Annotated in this window: 12 protein-coding genes; 6 read left to right on the top strand and 6 right to left on the bottom strand. The window is 43.2% G+C overall.

All coding sequences use genetic code 11. The features are described from left to right. Positions 1–180 precede the first annotated feature (180 nt). Positions 181–354, bottom strand: a complete 174-nt coding sequence (locus tag N0824_RS20790; RefSeq protein ID WP_158269565.1) for a helix-turn-helix domain-containing protein — start codon at positions 352–354, stop codon at positions 181–183. A gap of 474 nt (positions 355–828) precedes the next feature. On the opposite strand from N0824_RS20790, the gene N0824_RS17290 reads away from it, so the two are divergent. Next, positions 829–1,767, top strand: coding sequence for a glycosyltransferase family 2 protein (locus tag N0824_RS17290; protein ID WP_108937660.1), 939 nt, complete (start codon positions 829–831; stop codon positions 1,765–1,767). Here N0824_RS17290 and N0824_RS20605 read toward each other — a convergent pair. Beyond that, positions 1,728–1,919: a hypothetical protein gene (locus tag N0824_RS20605; RefSeq protein ID WP_146184296.1), complete on the bottom strand. Its 192-nt coding sequence runs from the start codon at positions 1,917–1,919 to the stop codon at positions 1,728–1,730. The two genes, N0824_RS17290 and N0824_RS20605, sit on opposite strands and share 40 nt — an antisense overlap. Positions 1,920–1,979: 60 nt before the next feature. Here N0824_RS20605 and N0824_RS17295 point away from each other — a divergent pair, with 60 nt between their 5' ends. Next, positions 1,980–2,822: a hypothetical protein gene (locus tag N0824_RS17295; RefSeq protein ID WP_002777478.1), complete on the top strand. Its 843-nt coding sequence runs from the start codon at positions 1,980–1,982 to the stop codon at positions 2,820–2,822. 226 nt (positions 2,823–3,048) lie between these two features. On the opposite strand, the gene N0824_RS17300 is transcribed toward N0824_RS17295, so the two are convergent. After that, positions 3,049–4,473, bottom strand: a complete 1,425-nt coding sequence (locus N0824_RS17300; protein WP_108937647.1) for an ammonium transporter — start codon at positions 4,471–4,473, stop codon at positions 3,049–3,051. A 175-nt stretch (positions 4,474–4,648) separates the two neighbouring features. Beyond that, the gene (locus N0824_RS17305) at positions 4,649–6,085 is read right to left on the bottom strand and encodes an ammonium transporter (RefSeq protein ID WP_108937648.1); all 1,437 of its coding nucleotides are present in this window, start codon (positions 6,083–6,085) and stop codon (positions 4,649–4,651) included. A gap of 508 nt (positions 6,086–6,593) precedes the next feature. Here N0824_RS17305 and ribD point away from each other — a divergent pair. The 4 genes from ribD to N0824_RS17325 all read left to right on the top strand — a co-directional run bounded on the left by ribD (position 6,594) and on the right by N0824_RS17325 (position 12,138). Next, a complete protein-coding gene (gene ribD / locus N0824_RS17310; protein ID WP_108937649.1) occupies positions 6,594–7,691 on the top strand; it encodes a bifunctional diaminohydroxyphosphoribosylaminopyrimidine deaminase/5-amino-6-(5-phosphoribosylamino)uracil reductase RibD in 1,098 nt (365 codons plus the stop codon). 259 nt (positions 7,692–7,950) lie between these two features. Further along, entirely contained in the window at positions 7,951–9,924 is a 1,974-nt protein-coding gene (htpG, locus tag N0824_RS17315) for a molecular chaperone HtpG (protein WP_108937661.1), read from the top strand. A gap of 300 nt (positions 9,925–10,224) precedes the next feature. After that, positions 10,225–11,727, top strand: coding sequence for a DEAD/DEAH box helicase (locus N0824_RS17320; RefSeq protein ID WP_108937650.1), 1,503 nt, complete (start codon positions 10,225–10,227; stop codon positions 11,725–11,727). Positions 11,728–11,787: 60 nt separating this feature from the next. Beyond that, entirely contained in the window at positions 11,788–12,138 is a 351-nt protein-coding gene (locus N0824_RS17325) for a 4a-hydroxytetrahydrobiopterin dehydratase (RefSeq protein WP_002762185.1), read from the top strand. On the opposite strand, the gene N0824_RS17330 is transcribed toward N0824_RS17325, so the two are convergent. Further along, a complete protein-coding gene (locus N0824_RS17330) occupies positions 12,135–13,013 on the bottom strand; it encodes an NAD(P)-dependent oxidoreductase (RefSeq protein WP_108937651.1) in 879 nt (292 codons plus the stop codon). The genes N0824_RS17325 and N0824_RS17330 overlap by 4 nt on opposite strands. A gap of 137 nt (positions 13,014–13,150) precedes the next feature. Continuing rightward, the gene (locus N0824_RS17335; protein WP_108937652.1) at positions 13,151–15,115 is read right to left on the bottom strand and encodes a BRCT domain-containing protein; all 1,965 of its coding nucleotides are present in this window, start codon (positions 15,113–15,115) and stop codon (positions 13,151–13,153) included. Between the last annotated feature and the right edge of the window lie 504 nt (positions 15,116–15,619).

The raw sequence follows: 15,619 nt of genomic DNA on the forward strand, positions 1-15,619 counted from the left end.
GGCTTGCAGATCGGGGAAAGCTATCCCTCAATTCTGGCATCTGGCGATCGCTGTGAGCCTCTAGTGAGATTTTGCTATTTTTAAATATTCCGCTAGTTTCTGTTGAAATTATTTTCTTTTTTCTGGGTCTTGTCGCTCTTCTAAGCTGGATTTTGCCCCGATATAAACCTATTTCTTTTTTTAAATGTTCGTGACTTGATAACTACTTAACTCGATTCGTTTCTGTTCTTTCAGATAGGTGGCTAATCTTGTTCCTGTCCAACGAAAAAAACAGATTTTATGAGGATATTTATCAATTGTCTCTAACAATATTTTGATATACTCGTCCGTCATTTTTCGATAATTACCCGCCATTTTATTGTGTTTTAAACTATCTAAATGCCCGTATTTTCATGAAGAGACTAATAAGATACTGTTCGCATTAAACGCCCAATTAGTTGGGAGATTTAGCCGTGAGTTTTCCATCATTTAACAACAAAAATATCAAAACTTTTTCTTTAGTATAGCTATTGTATTATTTTTGTAGCACTTTTTGTAATTTTTCTTTAGAATTTAAGTGATTAGGATCTGGCGTGGCTATTGATATTTGACTAAGTTACCATTTCCAGGGTAAGCTATTTAGATGCTGAACAGCTTATTGATAGCAGAATTATCCGATGTAGGAGCCGGAAGAAAGGAGGTAAATCGTTGGCTAATCGGGGTTTCACTTTGACAAAATTATACTCCTGTCAGAATATTGAACCTAAGATAATTATTAAACACAGGAGGAAAAAACTGGGATTAAATCGATTTTTTTCAATCAATTACTGGTCAAATATTATTATGCAAATGCTAAAATACTCCCTGATTGTCCCCATCTATAACGAGGAAGAAACTATTGCAGAACTGTATCGCCGGGTGAGTGCCATCATGAATAATTTAGATGGTGCGGTAGAATTAATCCTAGTAAATGATGGTAGTAAAGATAGTTCCTTAAAACTGCTGCGAGAACTGCACAAAGCTGATTCACGAGTATGTTATATCAGTTTTGCCCGCAATTTTGGTCATCAAGCGGCGGTAACTGCTGGACTTAATTTTTGCCGAGGACAAGTAATTATTGTTTTGGATGCTGACCTTCAAGATCCGCCCGAATTAATTCCCCAAATGATTGAAAAATGGCAAGAGGGTTATCAAGTAGTTTATGCCCAAAGAACCAAAAGAAAACAAGAAAGTTGGTTTAAAAAACTGACGGCATATCTCTTTTATCGTTTGCTTAAAAGACTAGCTGATGTGGATATTCCCGCCGATACAGGAGACTTTTGTTTAATGGATCGTCAGGTGGTAGATCTATTAAATTCTCTCCCAGAAAGAAATCGTTATATTCGTGGTTTACGCGCTTGGATTGGCTTTCCACAAACTGCGGTTAAATTTGATCGGGATGCGCGCTTTGCTGGGGAAGTAAAATATACCTTTAGCAAATCATTATCTTTAGCTATTAATAGCCTAGTATCTTTTTCTCGTATACCCTTACGTTTTGCCACCTATCTAGGATTATTTTCTGCCCTGATATCTTTGATTATGGCTCTGTTAGTATTATATTGGCGTTTACAGCAACCCGACTCACCGATCACGGGTTTTGCCACGATTATGATCGCTATATTTTTTCTGGGTTCTGTGCAGCTAATTAGCATCGGAATACTAGGAGAATATATCGGCAGAATTTACGAGGAAGTTAAAGGCAGACCCACCTACACAATTGCTGAGTTAGCGGGATTACAAATTTCTTGATTATTGTCGGTAAGAATCGCTAAAATTGCCAGTTGATGGAGAGAATAAAAAGCTTTCTTGAGCGCCGCTCTCTGTTTTTTCAAGACTAGGATACCAAAAGTCTTGACAAATGGACAGCAAAGCTGTCCAGTGATCTGCAGCAATTTTATCATTAGCCCCTCTGTGGGGATAACAGCTAAAACTAAAAAACTATTCAGGACAAAAAATCATTTATGAAAGCGATCGTTTTGACCTGCGATAAGTACATTAAATTTGCTGATCACATGATTTATACTTATCAAAAATTGTGGCCAAGTAATCCTTTTACTTTTCGTGTTCCCTACGACAATTATCCTGAGAACTTAGCAAAATATGGCGATAAAGTGGAGTTAATTCCGATGGACTGTTCCAAGATCAGGGATACGGTTTTAAATCTCTTAAAAGACTTGCCTGATGAAGAATGGATTTATTGGTGCATGGATGATCGTTACCTGATCCGAATTCAAGAAGAGGCAGCTAATGATATCTACAATTTTGTTATCAATAACACCGAGTCCGATCTCCTAACAGTTCTCTGCCTGCGCCACCTTAAAGGTGGTTACTTTAAAAGCGACAAATTTATTCAAGAAGGAGTCAAGATTCTCACCCCTAAAAAGCAAGTCGTTTTACGAGAAACGGTATTTTCTCAAGCAGATACTCTCCCGGATCTCTGGTCTCATCAATTCATAAAAGTAAAAGCTTTGAGAAGAGTTTTTGAAAGTTTTCCTCATCGACCATTTGTTGCTAAGGAAATGGATAGTTTCAGAATTACAAAGTTAGTGGGAGAAAGACAATTAATTGTGGACAAGAATATAGCCGTGTATGGGGAAAGCACCAGTCGCGGTGAAATCACAGAAAATTGCGCCGCTAGTTTTAAACGCTGGGGAATGGAGTTACCGACGAATATGAACATCTCTAAGAAATATCATGTAGTAGGAGAACTTCCCTATCAATGGCTAGGATTAAAAATAACCCCTCCTCCCAGAGTCAAACAGTTTTTAACCGATGTTACTCGCTGGTATTGGCGCAATGTGTGAGGGGTTGAAACCTCATCTCATACTAAATCCGTTGAGTATAGGCTACATATCAGGAAAGGCAAGAGGCAAGAGGCAAGAGGCAAAAGGGGGAATAAATAATCAGTTTTTAATAACCAGATTTAGTATCATCTAGAAGCAGACCCGTTCTTTTTTTTTGATTGTTCAGCCAAGTTCCACAGAGACGAAATTTCGCCTCTGTTAGCCGGACTGATAGCCGATTGAATCGCTAATAATTTTCTCGAGGATTTGTGCTAGGAGGATTTTCTTGGTAGGAAAAGCTGCTACCAAACTCGAATTCCTGTCCGTAGGCTTCCTCTCCGTGTTGAGGCACATCCAAACCTTCTGCTTCCGTATTCGGTTTAACCCGCAAATCCATGAATAAACTGAGAACTTTCAGGATGACAAAAGTACCCACGGCAGCAAAGATATAAGTAGCGGCAACGCCAACAAATTGCGTCCAAACTAAGCCGGGGTTGCCAAATAGTAAACCGTCATTACCGAAGGAATTAACCGATTTAGTCGCAAAAACCCCCGTAAGGATTGCCCCTATTGTCCCACCCACACCATGGACGGGATAGGTATCCAAAGAGTCATCAAAGCGCAATTTTGCTCGGAGACTAACCGCAAAAAAACAACTAAGGGCAGTGATCGAACCAATCAGAATCGCCCCAATCGGCAGCACATAGCCGGCAGCGGGAGTAATACCCACTAATCCCCCCAAAAATCCACTAGCAATACCGATCGCCGTCGGTTTACCGCGTAAAATCCATTCTATCAGCATCCATGTCAAACCCCCAGCCGAAGCGGCGATACTGGTATTAACAAAAGCTGTGGTGGCTAGGGAACTAGAGGAAAGCGCACTACCCCCATTAAAACCAAACCAACCAAACCAGAGTAAACCGATACCGAGGAGAACAAACGGCACATTATGGGGTGCATAGGTTTGAGTTCCAAAACTACGCCGCGGACCGATTACCCAAGCGGCCACCAGTGCGGAAATCCCGGAACTAACGTGAACAACGGTTCCACCGGCGAAATCCAGCGCCCCAGTGGCTGCTAACCAACCCTTACCCCAAACCCAGTGAGCTAGGGGAGAATAGATAAAGGTGGACCAAAGCAGTAAAAACCAAAAATAGGCTTTAAAGTTAACCCGTTCCACGATCGCCCCCGAAATTAAAGCCGGGGTGATGATGGCGAACATCATCTGATAGACCATAAACACTTGATGGGGAACGGTGGGTGCATAACCGATATTGTCAGGTGTGGCCGCGGTGACACCGTTAAGAAAAATCCAATCCAGTCCCCCGATCAAAGCTTCAATTCCCTCGCCAAAACCACTTTTACCCGGGGTGACATCGAAAGCGAGACTATAACCCCAAAGCACCCAAGTTACACCGATGACGCCCATGGCCACCAAACTCATCATCATGGTGTTGAGGACGTTACGCGAACGTACTAAACCCCCATAAAAAAAAGCCAGTCCGGGGGTCATTAATAAAACTAAGGCCGACGAGATCAGCATCCAAGCGGTATCTCCAGCACTAATCGGATTGGAGGGAGCGGCGGCGACGGTTTCCGCAAAAACCGGGGCAACTCCGCAATTGAATCCCAGTCCCAGCAAAAGTATGGTTATTCCTACGATCTTTTTCATTGACGGTTGGTGCCTAGTAGCAAGATTAATTTTTTCTGTCCGGAAAGAGACAAAAAACCGAAAGAGAAAAGGTTTAGAAGGTAATTGTAGCCACCGATCGCATCGGGGCGAGGTCTTCTTCCTTTTCTCTTTAACTTTGTCGGGGGTAAATTAATCTATCTTTACAAGGTTTACCCTAACGACTGCTAGGCGTTTCCATGTCAACACTGGAAGCATAATGGCCACCGGTAACGATATCGGACTCCTTGACGAAACCGCTATAGGCTTCCATCCCGTGTTCGCCTATATCCAAACCTTCCATTTCTTCTTCGGGAGTAACACGAATACCGAGGGTCGCTTTTAGTGCTGTCCAAACGATACCACTAACAATCAGGGTAAATGCCCCTACTGCCACAATTCCGATAATTTGGTTAATAAACAGTTGGAATTGACCGGTGATTAAACCGGCATCTTTGTTGAAGATACCGACGGCTAAAGTTCCAAACACACCACAGACGAGGTGAACGGAAGTCGCACCCACGGGGTCATCAATTTTCAGGTTATCGAAGAAAGCCACCGAGTAAACCACGACTACACCGGCAATTAAACCGATGATTGCCGCCGACCAATAGGATACACCATCACAACCGGCAGTAACGGCTACTAAACCGGCCAGAATACCGTTAATAATCATCGAAAGGTCAGGTTTACCATCTTTCGCCCAAGCGGTAAAGGTAGCGGCAATGCCACCGGCGGCCCCGGCGAGGTTAGTGGTGACAGCGATATAGGGTACAGTTTCATTAACCGCTAAAGTAGAACCGGGGTTAAAACCAAACCAGCCAATCCAGAGAATTAAACAACCCAAGGTCGCGATACTCATGTTATGGCCGGGTAAGGCACTGGTGCGACCGTTAATGTATTTACCCATTCTCGGGCCGAGAATTGCCGCCCCGGTTAAGGCAGACCAGCCACCGACCGAGTGAACTACCGTCGAACCGGCGAAGTCTTTAAAACCAAGGTCGGCTAACCAACCGCCACCCCAAACCCAGTGACCGGTGATCGGGTACATGATACCGACGATAATTAAGCTAAAAACGAGGAAATCGACGAATTTAATCCGTTCTGCCACGGCCCCGGATACAATGGTTGCCGCCGTTCCCGCGAAAGCGACTTGGAACAGGAAGAATACTGAGGTGGGCAAGGAGGCAGGCATAACGTAGGTGGCGGGATCGCTACTGCTAAGGAACCAGCCTCCTGTACCGAAAAATTCGTTACTGACAGACCCAAACATCAGGGAGAAACCGATCGCCCAAAATGATATGGTGGAGAGGGCGAAAACGATCAGGTTTTTAGCCAGAACGTTAACGGCGTTTTTCTGGCGACAGAATCCCGTTTCCAGCATCGCAAAACCCGCGTTCATAAAGATCACGAGGATGGCGGCAATTAAAACCCAGATTGTATTGAGGGCGTTTTGGACATCTTCGGGGGTTAGGGGTTTCGCATCCTGGGCCTGTACGGCTGTGTTCCAAACCACGAAAATAATCGCGGACAAAGGAACACAGGCTAACCAGACAGGGTTAATTTTCGGTAACAAACCGACAAGTTCCCCAGATTTTCGAGCAATTCGTTTCATCGTTAATTCGTTTACTTTGTTGAGTTAGTAGGTCGATTCATTACTTTTGAAAATAATTACCGAGCAATTATGTCCGTTCAACCGCTAAATCCTAGGAACAGAGGTCAATCATTTCAGAAGACCAAACACCTAGGGATTTATCTTGATGTGTGAGTAGTCAATGTTTTTTGATCTTTGTTTTTTTGATTTGAGATTTCTGTATCCTCTGATACGTTTCACTTTAAAATAATAATAGTATAGAAGTTATCAATTATCAGTTATCAGTTAGAAAGGGGATATAGGGGTTTAGGGATTTAGGGGTTTAGGGGTTTAGGGAAATTTCAGCCAAATGCCCCACTACCCCCCGCAACGCACACGAAGTGGTCTCCCCATCTCCCCACACCCCATCACCCCATCACCCCCATCTCCCAATTCATAATTCATAATTTATAATTTATAATTCCCACTGATCACCGATTACTGTTTACTGATCACTGATCAAGTCTCCCCTCCTTTGGAGAAATCAACCATGGCCCGGGCAACGGAATTCGATCGCAAAATGATGCAAAGATGTCTAACCCTTGCTAGGCAAGCCTTGGGGCGGACTTCTCCTAATCCTTTGGTGGGTTCTGTGATCGTTCAAGAGGGTATAATTATCGGCGAAGGTTTTCACCCAGGGGCCGGACAACCCCATGCAGAAGTTTTCGCCCTGAGACAGGCAGCAGAAAAAGCCCGTGGTGCCACTTTATACGTCAATCTCGAACCCTGTAACCACTATGGACGTACTCCACCCTGTAGCGAGGCAATTGTGCAAGCAGGCATTAAAAAAGTGGTGGTAGGGATGATCGATCCTAATCCCCTAGTGGCCGGGAAAGGCATTCAAAGATTAGCATCGGCAGGCATCGAGACGCTGGTGGGAGTGGAGGAGTCCGAATGTCTTCAACTCAATCAGGGTTTTATCCATCGCATCACCGCTAAAAAACCCTTCGGTATCCTCAAATATGCCATGACTCTCGATGGCAAAATTGCCGCTACTAGCGGTCATAGCGCTTGGATTACTAGCCCCGCTTCTCGCCAAATAGTCCATCGACTGCGATCGGCTTGTGATGCGATTATCGTCGGCGGTAGCACTGTCCGTCAAGATAATCCCCACCTAACCACTCACGGCCTCTCCGATCATAATCCCCTGCGCGTGGTCATGACTCGATCGCTCGATTTACCCCCCTCCGCCCATCTTTGGGATACCAGTCAATTTCCCACCCTTGTCTATACACAAATTGATGCTAATGTCAAGCTTAAGCAACAATTATTAACAAAAGGCGTGGAAGTGATCGAACTCACCGAGGTGACACCCACTTTAGTGATGGAAAATCTTTATCAGAGGGGATTTTGTCAGGTTTTGTGGGAGTGCGGCGGCGGTTTAAGCGCAGCTGCAATCGCTGAGGGCATGGTACAAAAAATTATCGCTTTTATCGCGCCCAAAATCATCGGGGGAATCCAGGCACCCACTGCCGTGGGTGATTTAGGTTTCCAGTTAATGAGCCAAGCTTTACAGTTAGAAAATGTCACGGTTAATTATCTCAATCCCGATATTTTGATTGAGGGATATCTGCAAAGTGAAAAGTAGAGCTACTACAATTCTGGCTCAATCAGCAAATCTCAACCAACCGCTTGTAAAAGTAAAAAAGTCATCGATAACCCCGATAATCTGGCACTTACCCCTAATTTTTGCGATCAAGTTCTAGAAATCGCCCTGCTGCCGTTAAATGTCTTTATCGGTACGGTTATCCCCCTAGAGGAAGTTGGGCAATCGCTCTGTGATCAATAGTGCCATCATCGAGCAAAATAAAAAAGTTAGAATAGTCAAGCCCTTACTGATTGAACGTATGACGGTACTCGAAAAAGGTAATATCACGATTCATACCGAGAATATCTTCCCTATTATCAAAAAATCTCTCTACACTGACCATGAAATTTTTCTACGGGAATTGATATCCAATAGTGTTGATGCCATCTCGAAATTAAAAATGGCTTCCTTAGCAGGAGAAGCGAGAGGAGAAGTCCCCGAACCAGAAATTAATCTCGCCATCGATAAAGAAAATCGTACCCTATCAATTACCGATAATGGAATCGGGATGACGGGGGAAGAAATCAAGAAATATATTAACCAAGTTGCCTTTTCCAGTGCGGAAGAATTTATCAATAAATATCAAAAATCAGCCAACGATTTAATCGGTCATTTTGGACTAGGCTTTTATTCAGCGTTTATGGTGGCTAAAAAGGTAGAAATTGATACTCTTTCCTATCAAGAAGGTGCTACCCCAGTCCATTGGTGCTGTGATGGTTCTCCGGAGTTTGAACTAACCGATTCTTCCCGCAGCCAAATCGGCACGACTATCACCCTAACTTTAATGGATGAGGAAGGGGAATATTTAGAACCTGCTCGCATTCGCCAGTTAGTCAAAACCTACTCAGATTTTATGCCCGTTCCCATTAAAATTGATGGGGAAGTGATTAATCAACAACGGGCTTTATGGAAAGAATCTCCTCAAAATCTGACTAAAGAAGACTACCTAGAATTTTATCGTTATCTTTATCCTTTCCAAGAAGAACCTTTACTCTGGGTACATCTGAATACCGATTATCCTTTCTTGCTCAATGGCATTCTTTATTTTCCCAAACTCAGACCGGATGTGGATGTCTCAAAAGGACAATTAAAGTTATTCTGTAATCAGGTTTTTGTCAGCGATCATTGCGAGGAAATTATTCCCGATTTCCTGATACCCTTGCGAGGAGTTATCGATAGTCCAGATATTCCTTTAAATGTGTCTCGAAGTGCTTTAACCAAAGATCGCACCGTTCGCCGTATTGCCGATTTTATTGCCAAAAAAATTGCCGATCGCCTCAAATCTCTCTACAATGAAGACGCAAAAGAATATATTCGTTGTTGGGGAGATGTGGGAACTTTTATTAAATTTGGTTCCTTGAAAGAGGATAAATTTAAACAGCAGGTAGAAGATATTTTAATCTATCGCACTACCTACAAACCCCCAGAAACCCCAGTACAAGTGGAAGTGCAACCCGCTGAAGGTGACGCATGGCAAGAAGCAACGGCAAAAACTCCCCTAGAAGCGATCGAACAGGAAGGTTATACTACTCTCAAAGCCTACCTAGAACGCCATAAAGAACGACACGAAAATCGAGTTTTTTACTGTACCGATCCTCATAGTCAATCCACCTACGTTGAACTCTACAAAAATCAAGGGTTAGAGATACTCTTCTTTGATTCTTTCATCGATACTAATTACTTTATTCCTTTCCTAGAAAGAGAATACTCCGATGTGAAATTCACCCGGGTTGATTCTGAATTAGATTCGACACTGCTCGAACAGGATCAAGCTAGTGAAATTATCGATCCCGGTAGTAATAAAACCCGGGCTGAATTGATCAAAGAAATTTTCGCCAAAGCCCTCGATAATTCCCGCATCAATATCAAAACTGAAGCCTTGAAATCCGATGATCCCCAAGCTACTCCCCCAGCAATTGTCTTACTTCCAGAAGCGATGCGACGCTTACAGGAAATGACGGCAATGATGCAACAAAAAGCCATGGCTTTCCCCGAAGAACATATTCTGATGATTAATACTAATCATCCCCTAATTCAACAGATTATCCAGATTAGTCAGGGAAGTATTGTTACCGGTAGCGGCGAATCTCCATCGGCGCAATTAGCGAAAATGCTCTGTCAGCACGTTTATGATTTAGCTTTAATCGCTCAAAAAGGATTTGATGCCGAGGGAATGCAAGCTTTTGTGGAACGTTCCAATCGCGTTCTGACTAAGCTAACCGAAAAGATTTAATCTATTGCCAAACTTTAGCTGTTTCGATATGCTGAGAGTGTGTTAATTCACACTCTATTTTTTTAACCTGTTAACGAAGGCAGGAGACAGGAGACAGGAGACAGGAGATAGGAGTCAGGAGTCAGGAGGCAGGAGACAGGAGACAGGAGTTGTAGCCTATACTCAACGGATTTAGTATCAGCTTTTTTTCTTCCTGTTCCCCTCTCTCCCCAATTCATAATTGATAATTGATAATTCATAATTCCCTGCTCCCCTCCCCAATTCATAATTCATAATTCCCCCATCTTCCCGCACCACTTCATGCGCTTACCCACCCTCAAATATGAGCGAGGAACTTTAATTCTCCATCCACCACCAAAAGGGAAAAAATGGCTAGATTTTGCCACTTGGGATGATCGTATTGAAAGATTTCGCATTTTGGCCATTCATTATCGTCCTCTCGTGGAAACTCTACAGGAGGAGGGCATTAACTTCCAAGATGAAGCAAAAGCTTTTAACAATTTAGAATTAATTGCCAGTTTTGAACGGGAACCCTACCCCCACCAAACGGAAGCGTTAATCGCTTGGAAAAAATCCCAGAGAAGGGGTGTTATCGTCCTTCCCACCGCTGCCGGTAAAACCTATCTTGCTCAATTAGCTCTACAATCGACTCCCCGCAGCACCTTAATTATCGTGCCGACTATTGATTTAATGCACCAGTGGTATGCCCAGATGTTGGCGGCTTTTCCCGATGCCGAGGTGGGATTATTAGGGGGAGGTTCTAAGGATAATAGTGCTATTTTAATCGCCACCTATCAAAGTGCGGCAATTTACTCGGAAACTCTTGGCAATCGTTACGCTTTTTTGATTTTTGATGAATGTCATCATTTACCATCGGATTTCTTTCGGAAAATAGCGGAAGATTCGATCGCACCCTATCGTTTAGGCTTAACAGCAACACCGGATCGCGGTGATGGTAGTCATCAGGATTTAGATTATCTTATTGGTGCAATTGTTTATCAAAAAAGTCCCCAAGACTTGTCAGGAAAAGCCCTAGCGGATCATGAAATAATTCAAATTAAAGTGAAACTATCTGCCAAAGAACAGGAAAAATATCAAGAAGCAATTAAAATTCGCAATGATTTTTTAAGAAAAAATAATCTCAGTTTGTCTGGTTTAGATGGTTGGCAAAATTTTGTCATGATTAGTGCCAGAAGTAGCGAAGGGCGCCGGGCCATGTTAGCGCACCGGGAGTCGAAGGAAATATCCTCTGGAACCCAGGGAAAATTGCGGGTTTTAGCCGAGTTAATCTGTGAACACCATCCGGAACGAATTTTAATTTTTACCAACGATAATGCCACAGTTTACCGCATTTCCGAGAGCTTTTTAATACCTGCCATAACCCATCAAACTCCTGTGAAAGAACGCCATGAAATCCTGACCCGTTTTCGTCAGGGAGAATACAAAATTCTGGTGACTTCCCATGTTCTCAATGAAGGGGTTGATGTGCCGGAAGCAGGCATCGCGATTATTTTATCGGGAACTGGTTCCACTAGGGAATATATTCAGCGTTTAGGACGGGTGTTAAGAAAAGGACAACAAGAGGATAAACGGGCGATTTTGTATGAAGTGATAGCCGAAAATACCACGGAGGAAAAAACCTCCCAACGACGACGGGGAGAGCAGAAAAATAAAACTAGCTATAAAACCGCTAATCGACAATTGGAATTATTGCCTTCTCCTCCAAAAAAATCTTTTTCTTTCCCGAAAGCTGCCGAATCTTCTACCCCTTGGGTAAGTTCTCCAGAGTCAGAAGAAGAATAAAAAATTTCTCTGGGGGATTTTCCTCTATAATAAAGGTAAAAAATCTAGATTGATACCCCTATGACCGAACTTGCCCAACAAAAATGTCAACCTTATCAATCGGGTTCTTCTCCTATCACGGCCGAAGAAATTACCGCTTTACAGGCTAAAATTCCCGATTGGAATCTCTTAGAATACGAGGGTATTCCCCGTCTGCAAAAACTCTATAAATTTGCCAATTTTCAAGGGGCAATCGCCTTTACTAATGCCGTGGGAGAAGCGGCGGAAAAAGAAGGCCATCACCCCGCTTTATTAACAGAATGGGGCAAAGTTACCGTTTCTTGGTGGACCCATGACGTGGGCGGATTACATCAAAATGATTTCATCATGGCTGCCCGTACCGATGATATTTATCGTCAACAAAAGGCTTAATCGTAGGCGCGAATCATCGCTTGGGTTCCCTGTTTAATTCCCTTACCTTCGTCCAATTCCGCTACTGCTTTAAATAGGGTTTCCGCTAAATCTGTCCCGGGCAGAATTTCCCCGGCTGTCTGGGCAGTTTCTTTGACTAATCGCAAATCTTTTAAGATATGTTCAATCATAAAAGCCGGCTGTAAATCTTGGGCGAGGATTTTTGGTCCCAAATTTTCCAACGCCCAAGAACCCGCCGCCCCCGTTTTACACACTTCTATGACTAAATTGGGGTCTAATCCTTGAATTTTTGCCATTTTTAGAGCCTCACACAGAGCCACCATGTGAACCGCCCCCAAGACTTGATTACAGAGTTTTACCGCCTGTCCGTTGCCGATTTCGCCACACCAGCGAATAGTTTTACCCATGGCTTGAAAACAGGGCAAACAAGTCTGAAAATCCGCTTCTTTCCCCCCCACCATAAGGGTTAAAGTGCCGTTTTTCGCCCCAATATCGCCCCCAGAGACGGGAGCATCGAGAAAACGGAGATTATTTTCCTCTAGCTTTTTACCAATCATCCTAGCGGCTTGAGAGCCAATGGTACTCATATCCACCACCAGAGTTCCCACGACTGCCGATTCCATGACACCCCCTGGTCCTAAAATTACCGCTTCCACGTCAGGCACATCCCCGACGCAGGTAAAGACAATCTCGGCATCCCTGACGGCGGCGGCAATACTAGAACAAATGTTCGCCCCCGCTGCCCCGGCAATGGTTATCCCCGGCGCCTCTGGGGTACGATTCCAAGCATTGACAGCAAAACCCTGACGGACAAGATTAGCTGTCATCGGCGCTCCCATTACTCCTAATCCTAAAAAGGCAATTTTTTGACTCATAATTTTGGTAATTAAGCGAATTATGAATTATGAATTATAAATTATGAATTGTGAATTATGAATTGTGAATTATGAAGTGGGAAGTTTTTTCAGTAAACAGTGAACTGATAACTGATAACTGATAACTGATAACTGATTTAGGATTCTACCATTTGCAGAAATTGGGCTTCTGAAAGGGTTTTTATACCTAATTTTTGAGCCTTTTTGAGTTTCTCACCGGGAGCTTTACCGAGGAGAATATAATCAGTGTTCGCACTGGGGGAACCAGTAACAGTACCACCGACATTAATAATCAATGATTTCGCTTTCTCGCGACTGATTTTGCTGAAGGTTCCTAGTATAACTAAGGTTTTTCCCCTTAGGGGATTTTCTGCGGATTCTTGACTTGTTTGGACTATCTCCGCTGCGGGTTGCACTTCTAAACTTGTATCGGCAACCGTGATTTTTTCTGCTGCTACTACAGGAGTTTCCTTGACAATCACCGGGGGGGTTTCTGCTTCTTCTACTACCGGAGTTTCACTAATAATTGCTTCCGGTTCATTAGTGGTAATAGGAGCAGTTTGTTTAGAGAAATCGTCTATTTCTTGCTGTAGGTTTTGAATTTTAACCACTAAAGCGGCGATTTCTTCTTGCTTAGTTGCTAACTCACCATCAAACTTAATTTTTTCCTTTTCTAAAGCTTTAGCTGCCGTTTTTTGGGCTTCTAAATCTTGAGTTAGTTGGCGATTTTGTTGGCTTAATTCCTCGATATGACGGGAAGTTGTGGTTTCTAATTGGTCTTTTTCGGCACTTAACTGGTGTAGTTGAATCTCTAAATTAGAAATGTTTTCCCGATAGGTTTCTAGCTGTTGGGGTAACTGAGTTAATTCCTGTAATTGCCCTTCTAAATTAGCAATTGTTGCCTGAGAATCGGCCAATTGTTGGGGTAACTGGGTTAATTCCTGTAATTGCCCTTCTAAATGGGCAATTTTTTCGGCAGCAGTGGTTAATTGTTGGGGTAACTGGGTTAATTCCTGTAATTGCCCTTCTAAATGGGCAATTTTTTCGGCAGCAGTGGTTAATTGTTGGGGTAACTGGGTTAATTCCTGTAATTGCCCTTCTAAATTAGCAATTTTTTCGGCAGCAGTGGTTAATTCTGCCGATAATTCCCCTTTCTGGACTTCTAAAGCTTGTAACTCCAGTTTAGCGGCTTCGAGATGAGCGCCGAGACTGTCCTTTTCGGCGGTTATAGCCGTCACTTGAGCGACGGTTTCTTGGAGTTTTATAGTTAAATTGTCGCATTCTTGGCCTAAAGAGAGCGATCGAGTTTGACTTGCGGCTAAATCTTCGCTGAGAGACTTTTTTTCCCGCTCTAACCCATTAATTTGACCCTGTAAGCTGGCTATTTCCTGCTGTCCTTGCTCATACTTTTCTGTTTGTTGAGCTAGATTCTGTTCTAAGGTTTGAATTTTACCTTGCAAGTTGGGAATTTGGGCGGCTAAATCGCTTAATTCTTGGTTTTTATGCTCTAAATCGGCCACTTTTGCCCTTAATTCCTCGGCTTTTTCTAGCTCTTGCTGTAAGAGAGCTTTATCCTGTTCTAGGGTCTGAATTTGACTATAGAGAGAGGTGGTCTGTTTTTTGGTCAAATCAAATTGACGGTTAATTTCACCTTTTTGCTGCTCTAAAGTTTGAATTTGTGCTTCTAGGCTAGTAATTTGGGCTTTTTCTGCCTCTAATTGCTCCATCAAACCAGCTTTCTCCGCTTCTATTTCCTTAGCGGTGGTTTTCAGGTGTTCGATTTCACCCTCACCTATCTGGACAGCTTGCTGGAGGGACTGGAGAGAATTTTCTAAATCCGTAGCTTTGTGCTGTAATTGGGCGGAATGTTGTTCTATGTGAATTATTTTGGCGTGCAACTGCTGATTTTCGTCTTTTAAGTCTGATTGCGCCACATCTAAACCCTTGACTTGAGCCAACAAATCTGAGTTACTTTGCTGTAATTGCGCTTGTGCGGCTAAAAGGGCGGTATTTTTGCTGACGAGACCAGAGCGAGACCAGAGGAATAGTCCTCCGAAAACAGCACTTAAACCTAATCCTTCATAAATTAATTCGTTGAGCATATCTACCCTCCTAGACAAGCGAAAAACAGTCACCTAACCGAACTGATGCGGCAATTTTGGTTATAGACCTACATCTCTACTTATATCAGTTACGGGGTGCATTCGGGGGAAGGGCGGGGAAAAAGTCACTTCTTTCATCCCGGTGTAAAAAGTGATTTAGCTATTTGCGTTATGTTAACCTGTATCTGATCCCATTCTTGGGTGATTTCCTGGTCAATTTCTTCCTGATGATCAAAATAGTAGCCCATGGCCCCATGAGCTATAGTTGATAATTAGTGCGAAACGTTTAGGCATGAAATAGGGCTGAAATGCCTGAAATAACCGCCTAGTAAGGTCTTCAGTCCCCCGACTGAATCTAAGAGGTCAACCCAGACCAACCTTATAACTGTTTATATGTCCCGACGTTTAGTATCACCCGATACCAAACTAGGCAAGGGGACTCAAGGTCAATACACTTTGTAACAATTATTTACAATTGATACAAAGGTGAGAGTAACGGCGATA

The organism is Microcystis sp. 0824, assembly GCF_003112475.1.
In the GTDB taxonomy this organism is placed as follows: domain Bacteria; phylum Cyanobacteriota; class Cyanobacteriia; order Cyanobacteriales; family Microcystaceae; genus Microcystis; species Microcystis aeruginosa_C.

Excerpts from the sequence above, each read along its gene's own strand:
- N0824_RS20605 (WP_146184296.1), bottom strand. The coding sequence starts at position 1,919 with ATGATAAAATTGCTGCAGATCACTGGACAGCTTTGCTGTCCATTTGTC.
- N0824_RS20790 (WP_158269565.1), bottom strand. The coding sequence starts at position 354 with ATGGCGGGTAATTATCGAAAAATGACGGACGAGTATATCAAAATATTG.
- N0824_RS17325 (WP_002762185.1), top strand. The coding sequence starts at position 11,788 with ATGACCGAACTTGCCCAACAAAAATGTCAACCTTATCAATCGGGTTCT.
- N0824_RS17290 (WP_108937660.1), top strand. The coding sequence starts at position 829 with ATGCTAAAATACTCCCTGATTGTCCCCATCTATAACGAGGAAGAAACT.
- N0824_RS17330 (WP_108937651.1), bottom strand. The coding sequence starts at position 13,013 with ATGAGTCAAAAAATTGCCTTTTTAGGATTAGGAGTAATGGGAGCGCCG.
- N0824_RS17335 (WP_108937652.1), bottom strand. The coding sequence starts at position 15,115 with ATGCTCAACGAATTAATTTATGAAGGATTAGGTTTAAGTGCTGTTTTC.
- htpG (WP_108937661.1), top strand. The coding sequence starts at position 7,951 with ATGACGGTACTCGAAAAAGGTAATATCACGATTCATACCGAGAATATC.
- N0824_RS17305 (WP_108937648.1), bottom strand. The coding sequence starts at position 6,085 with ATGAAACGAATTGCTCGAAAATCTGGGGAACTTGTCGGTTTGTTACCG.
- N0824_RS17295 (WP_002777478.1), top strand. The coding sequence starts at position 1,980 with ATGAAAGCGATCGTTTTGACCTGCGATAAGTACATTAAATTTGCTGAT.
- N0824_RS17320 (WP_108937650.1), top strand. The coding sequence starts at position 10,225 with ATGCGCTTACCCACCCTCAAATATGAGCGAGGAACTTTAATTCTCCAT.
- N0824_RS17300 (WP_108937647.1), bottom strand. The coding sequence starts at position 4,473 with ATGAAAAAGATCGTAGGAATAACCATACTTTTGCTGGGACTGGGATTC.
- ribD (WP_108937649.1), top strand. The coding sequence starts at position 6,594 with ATGGCCCGGGCAACGGAATTCGATCGCAAAATGATGCAAAGATGTCTA.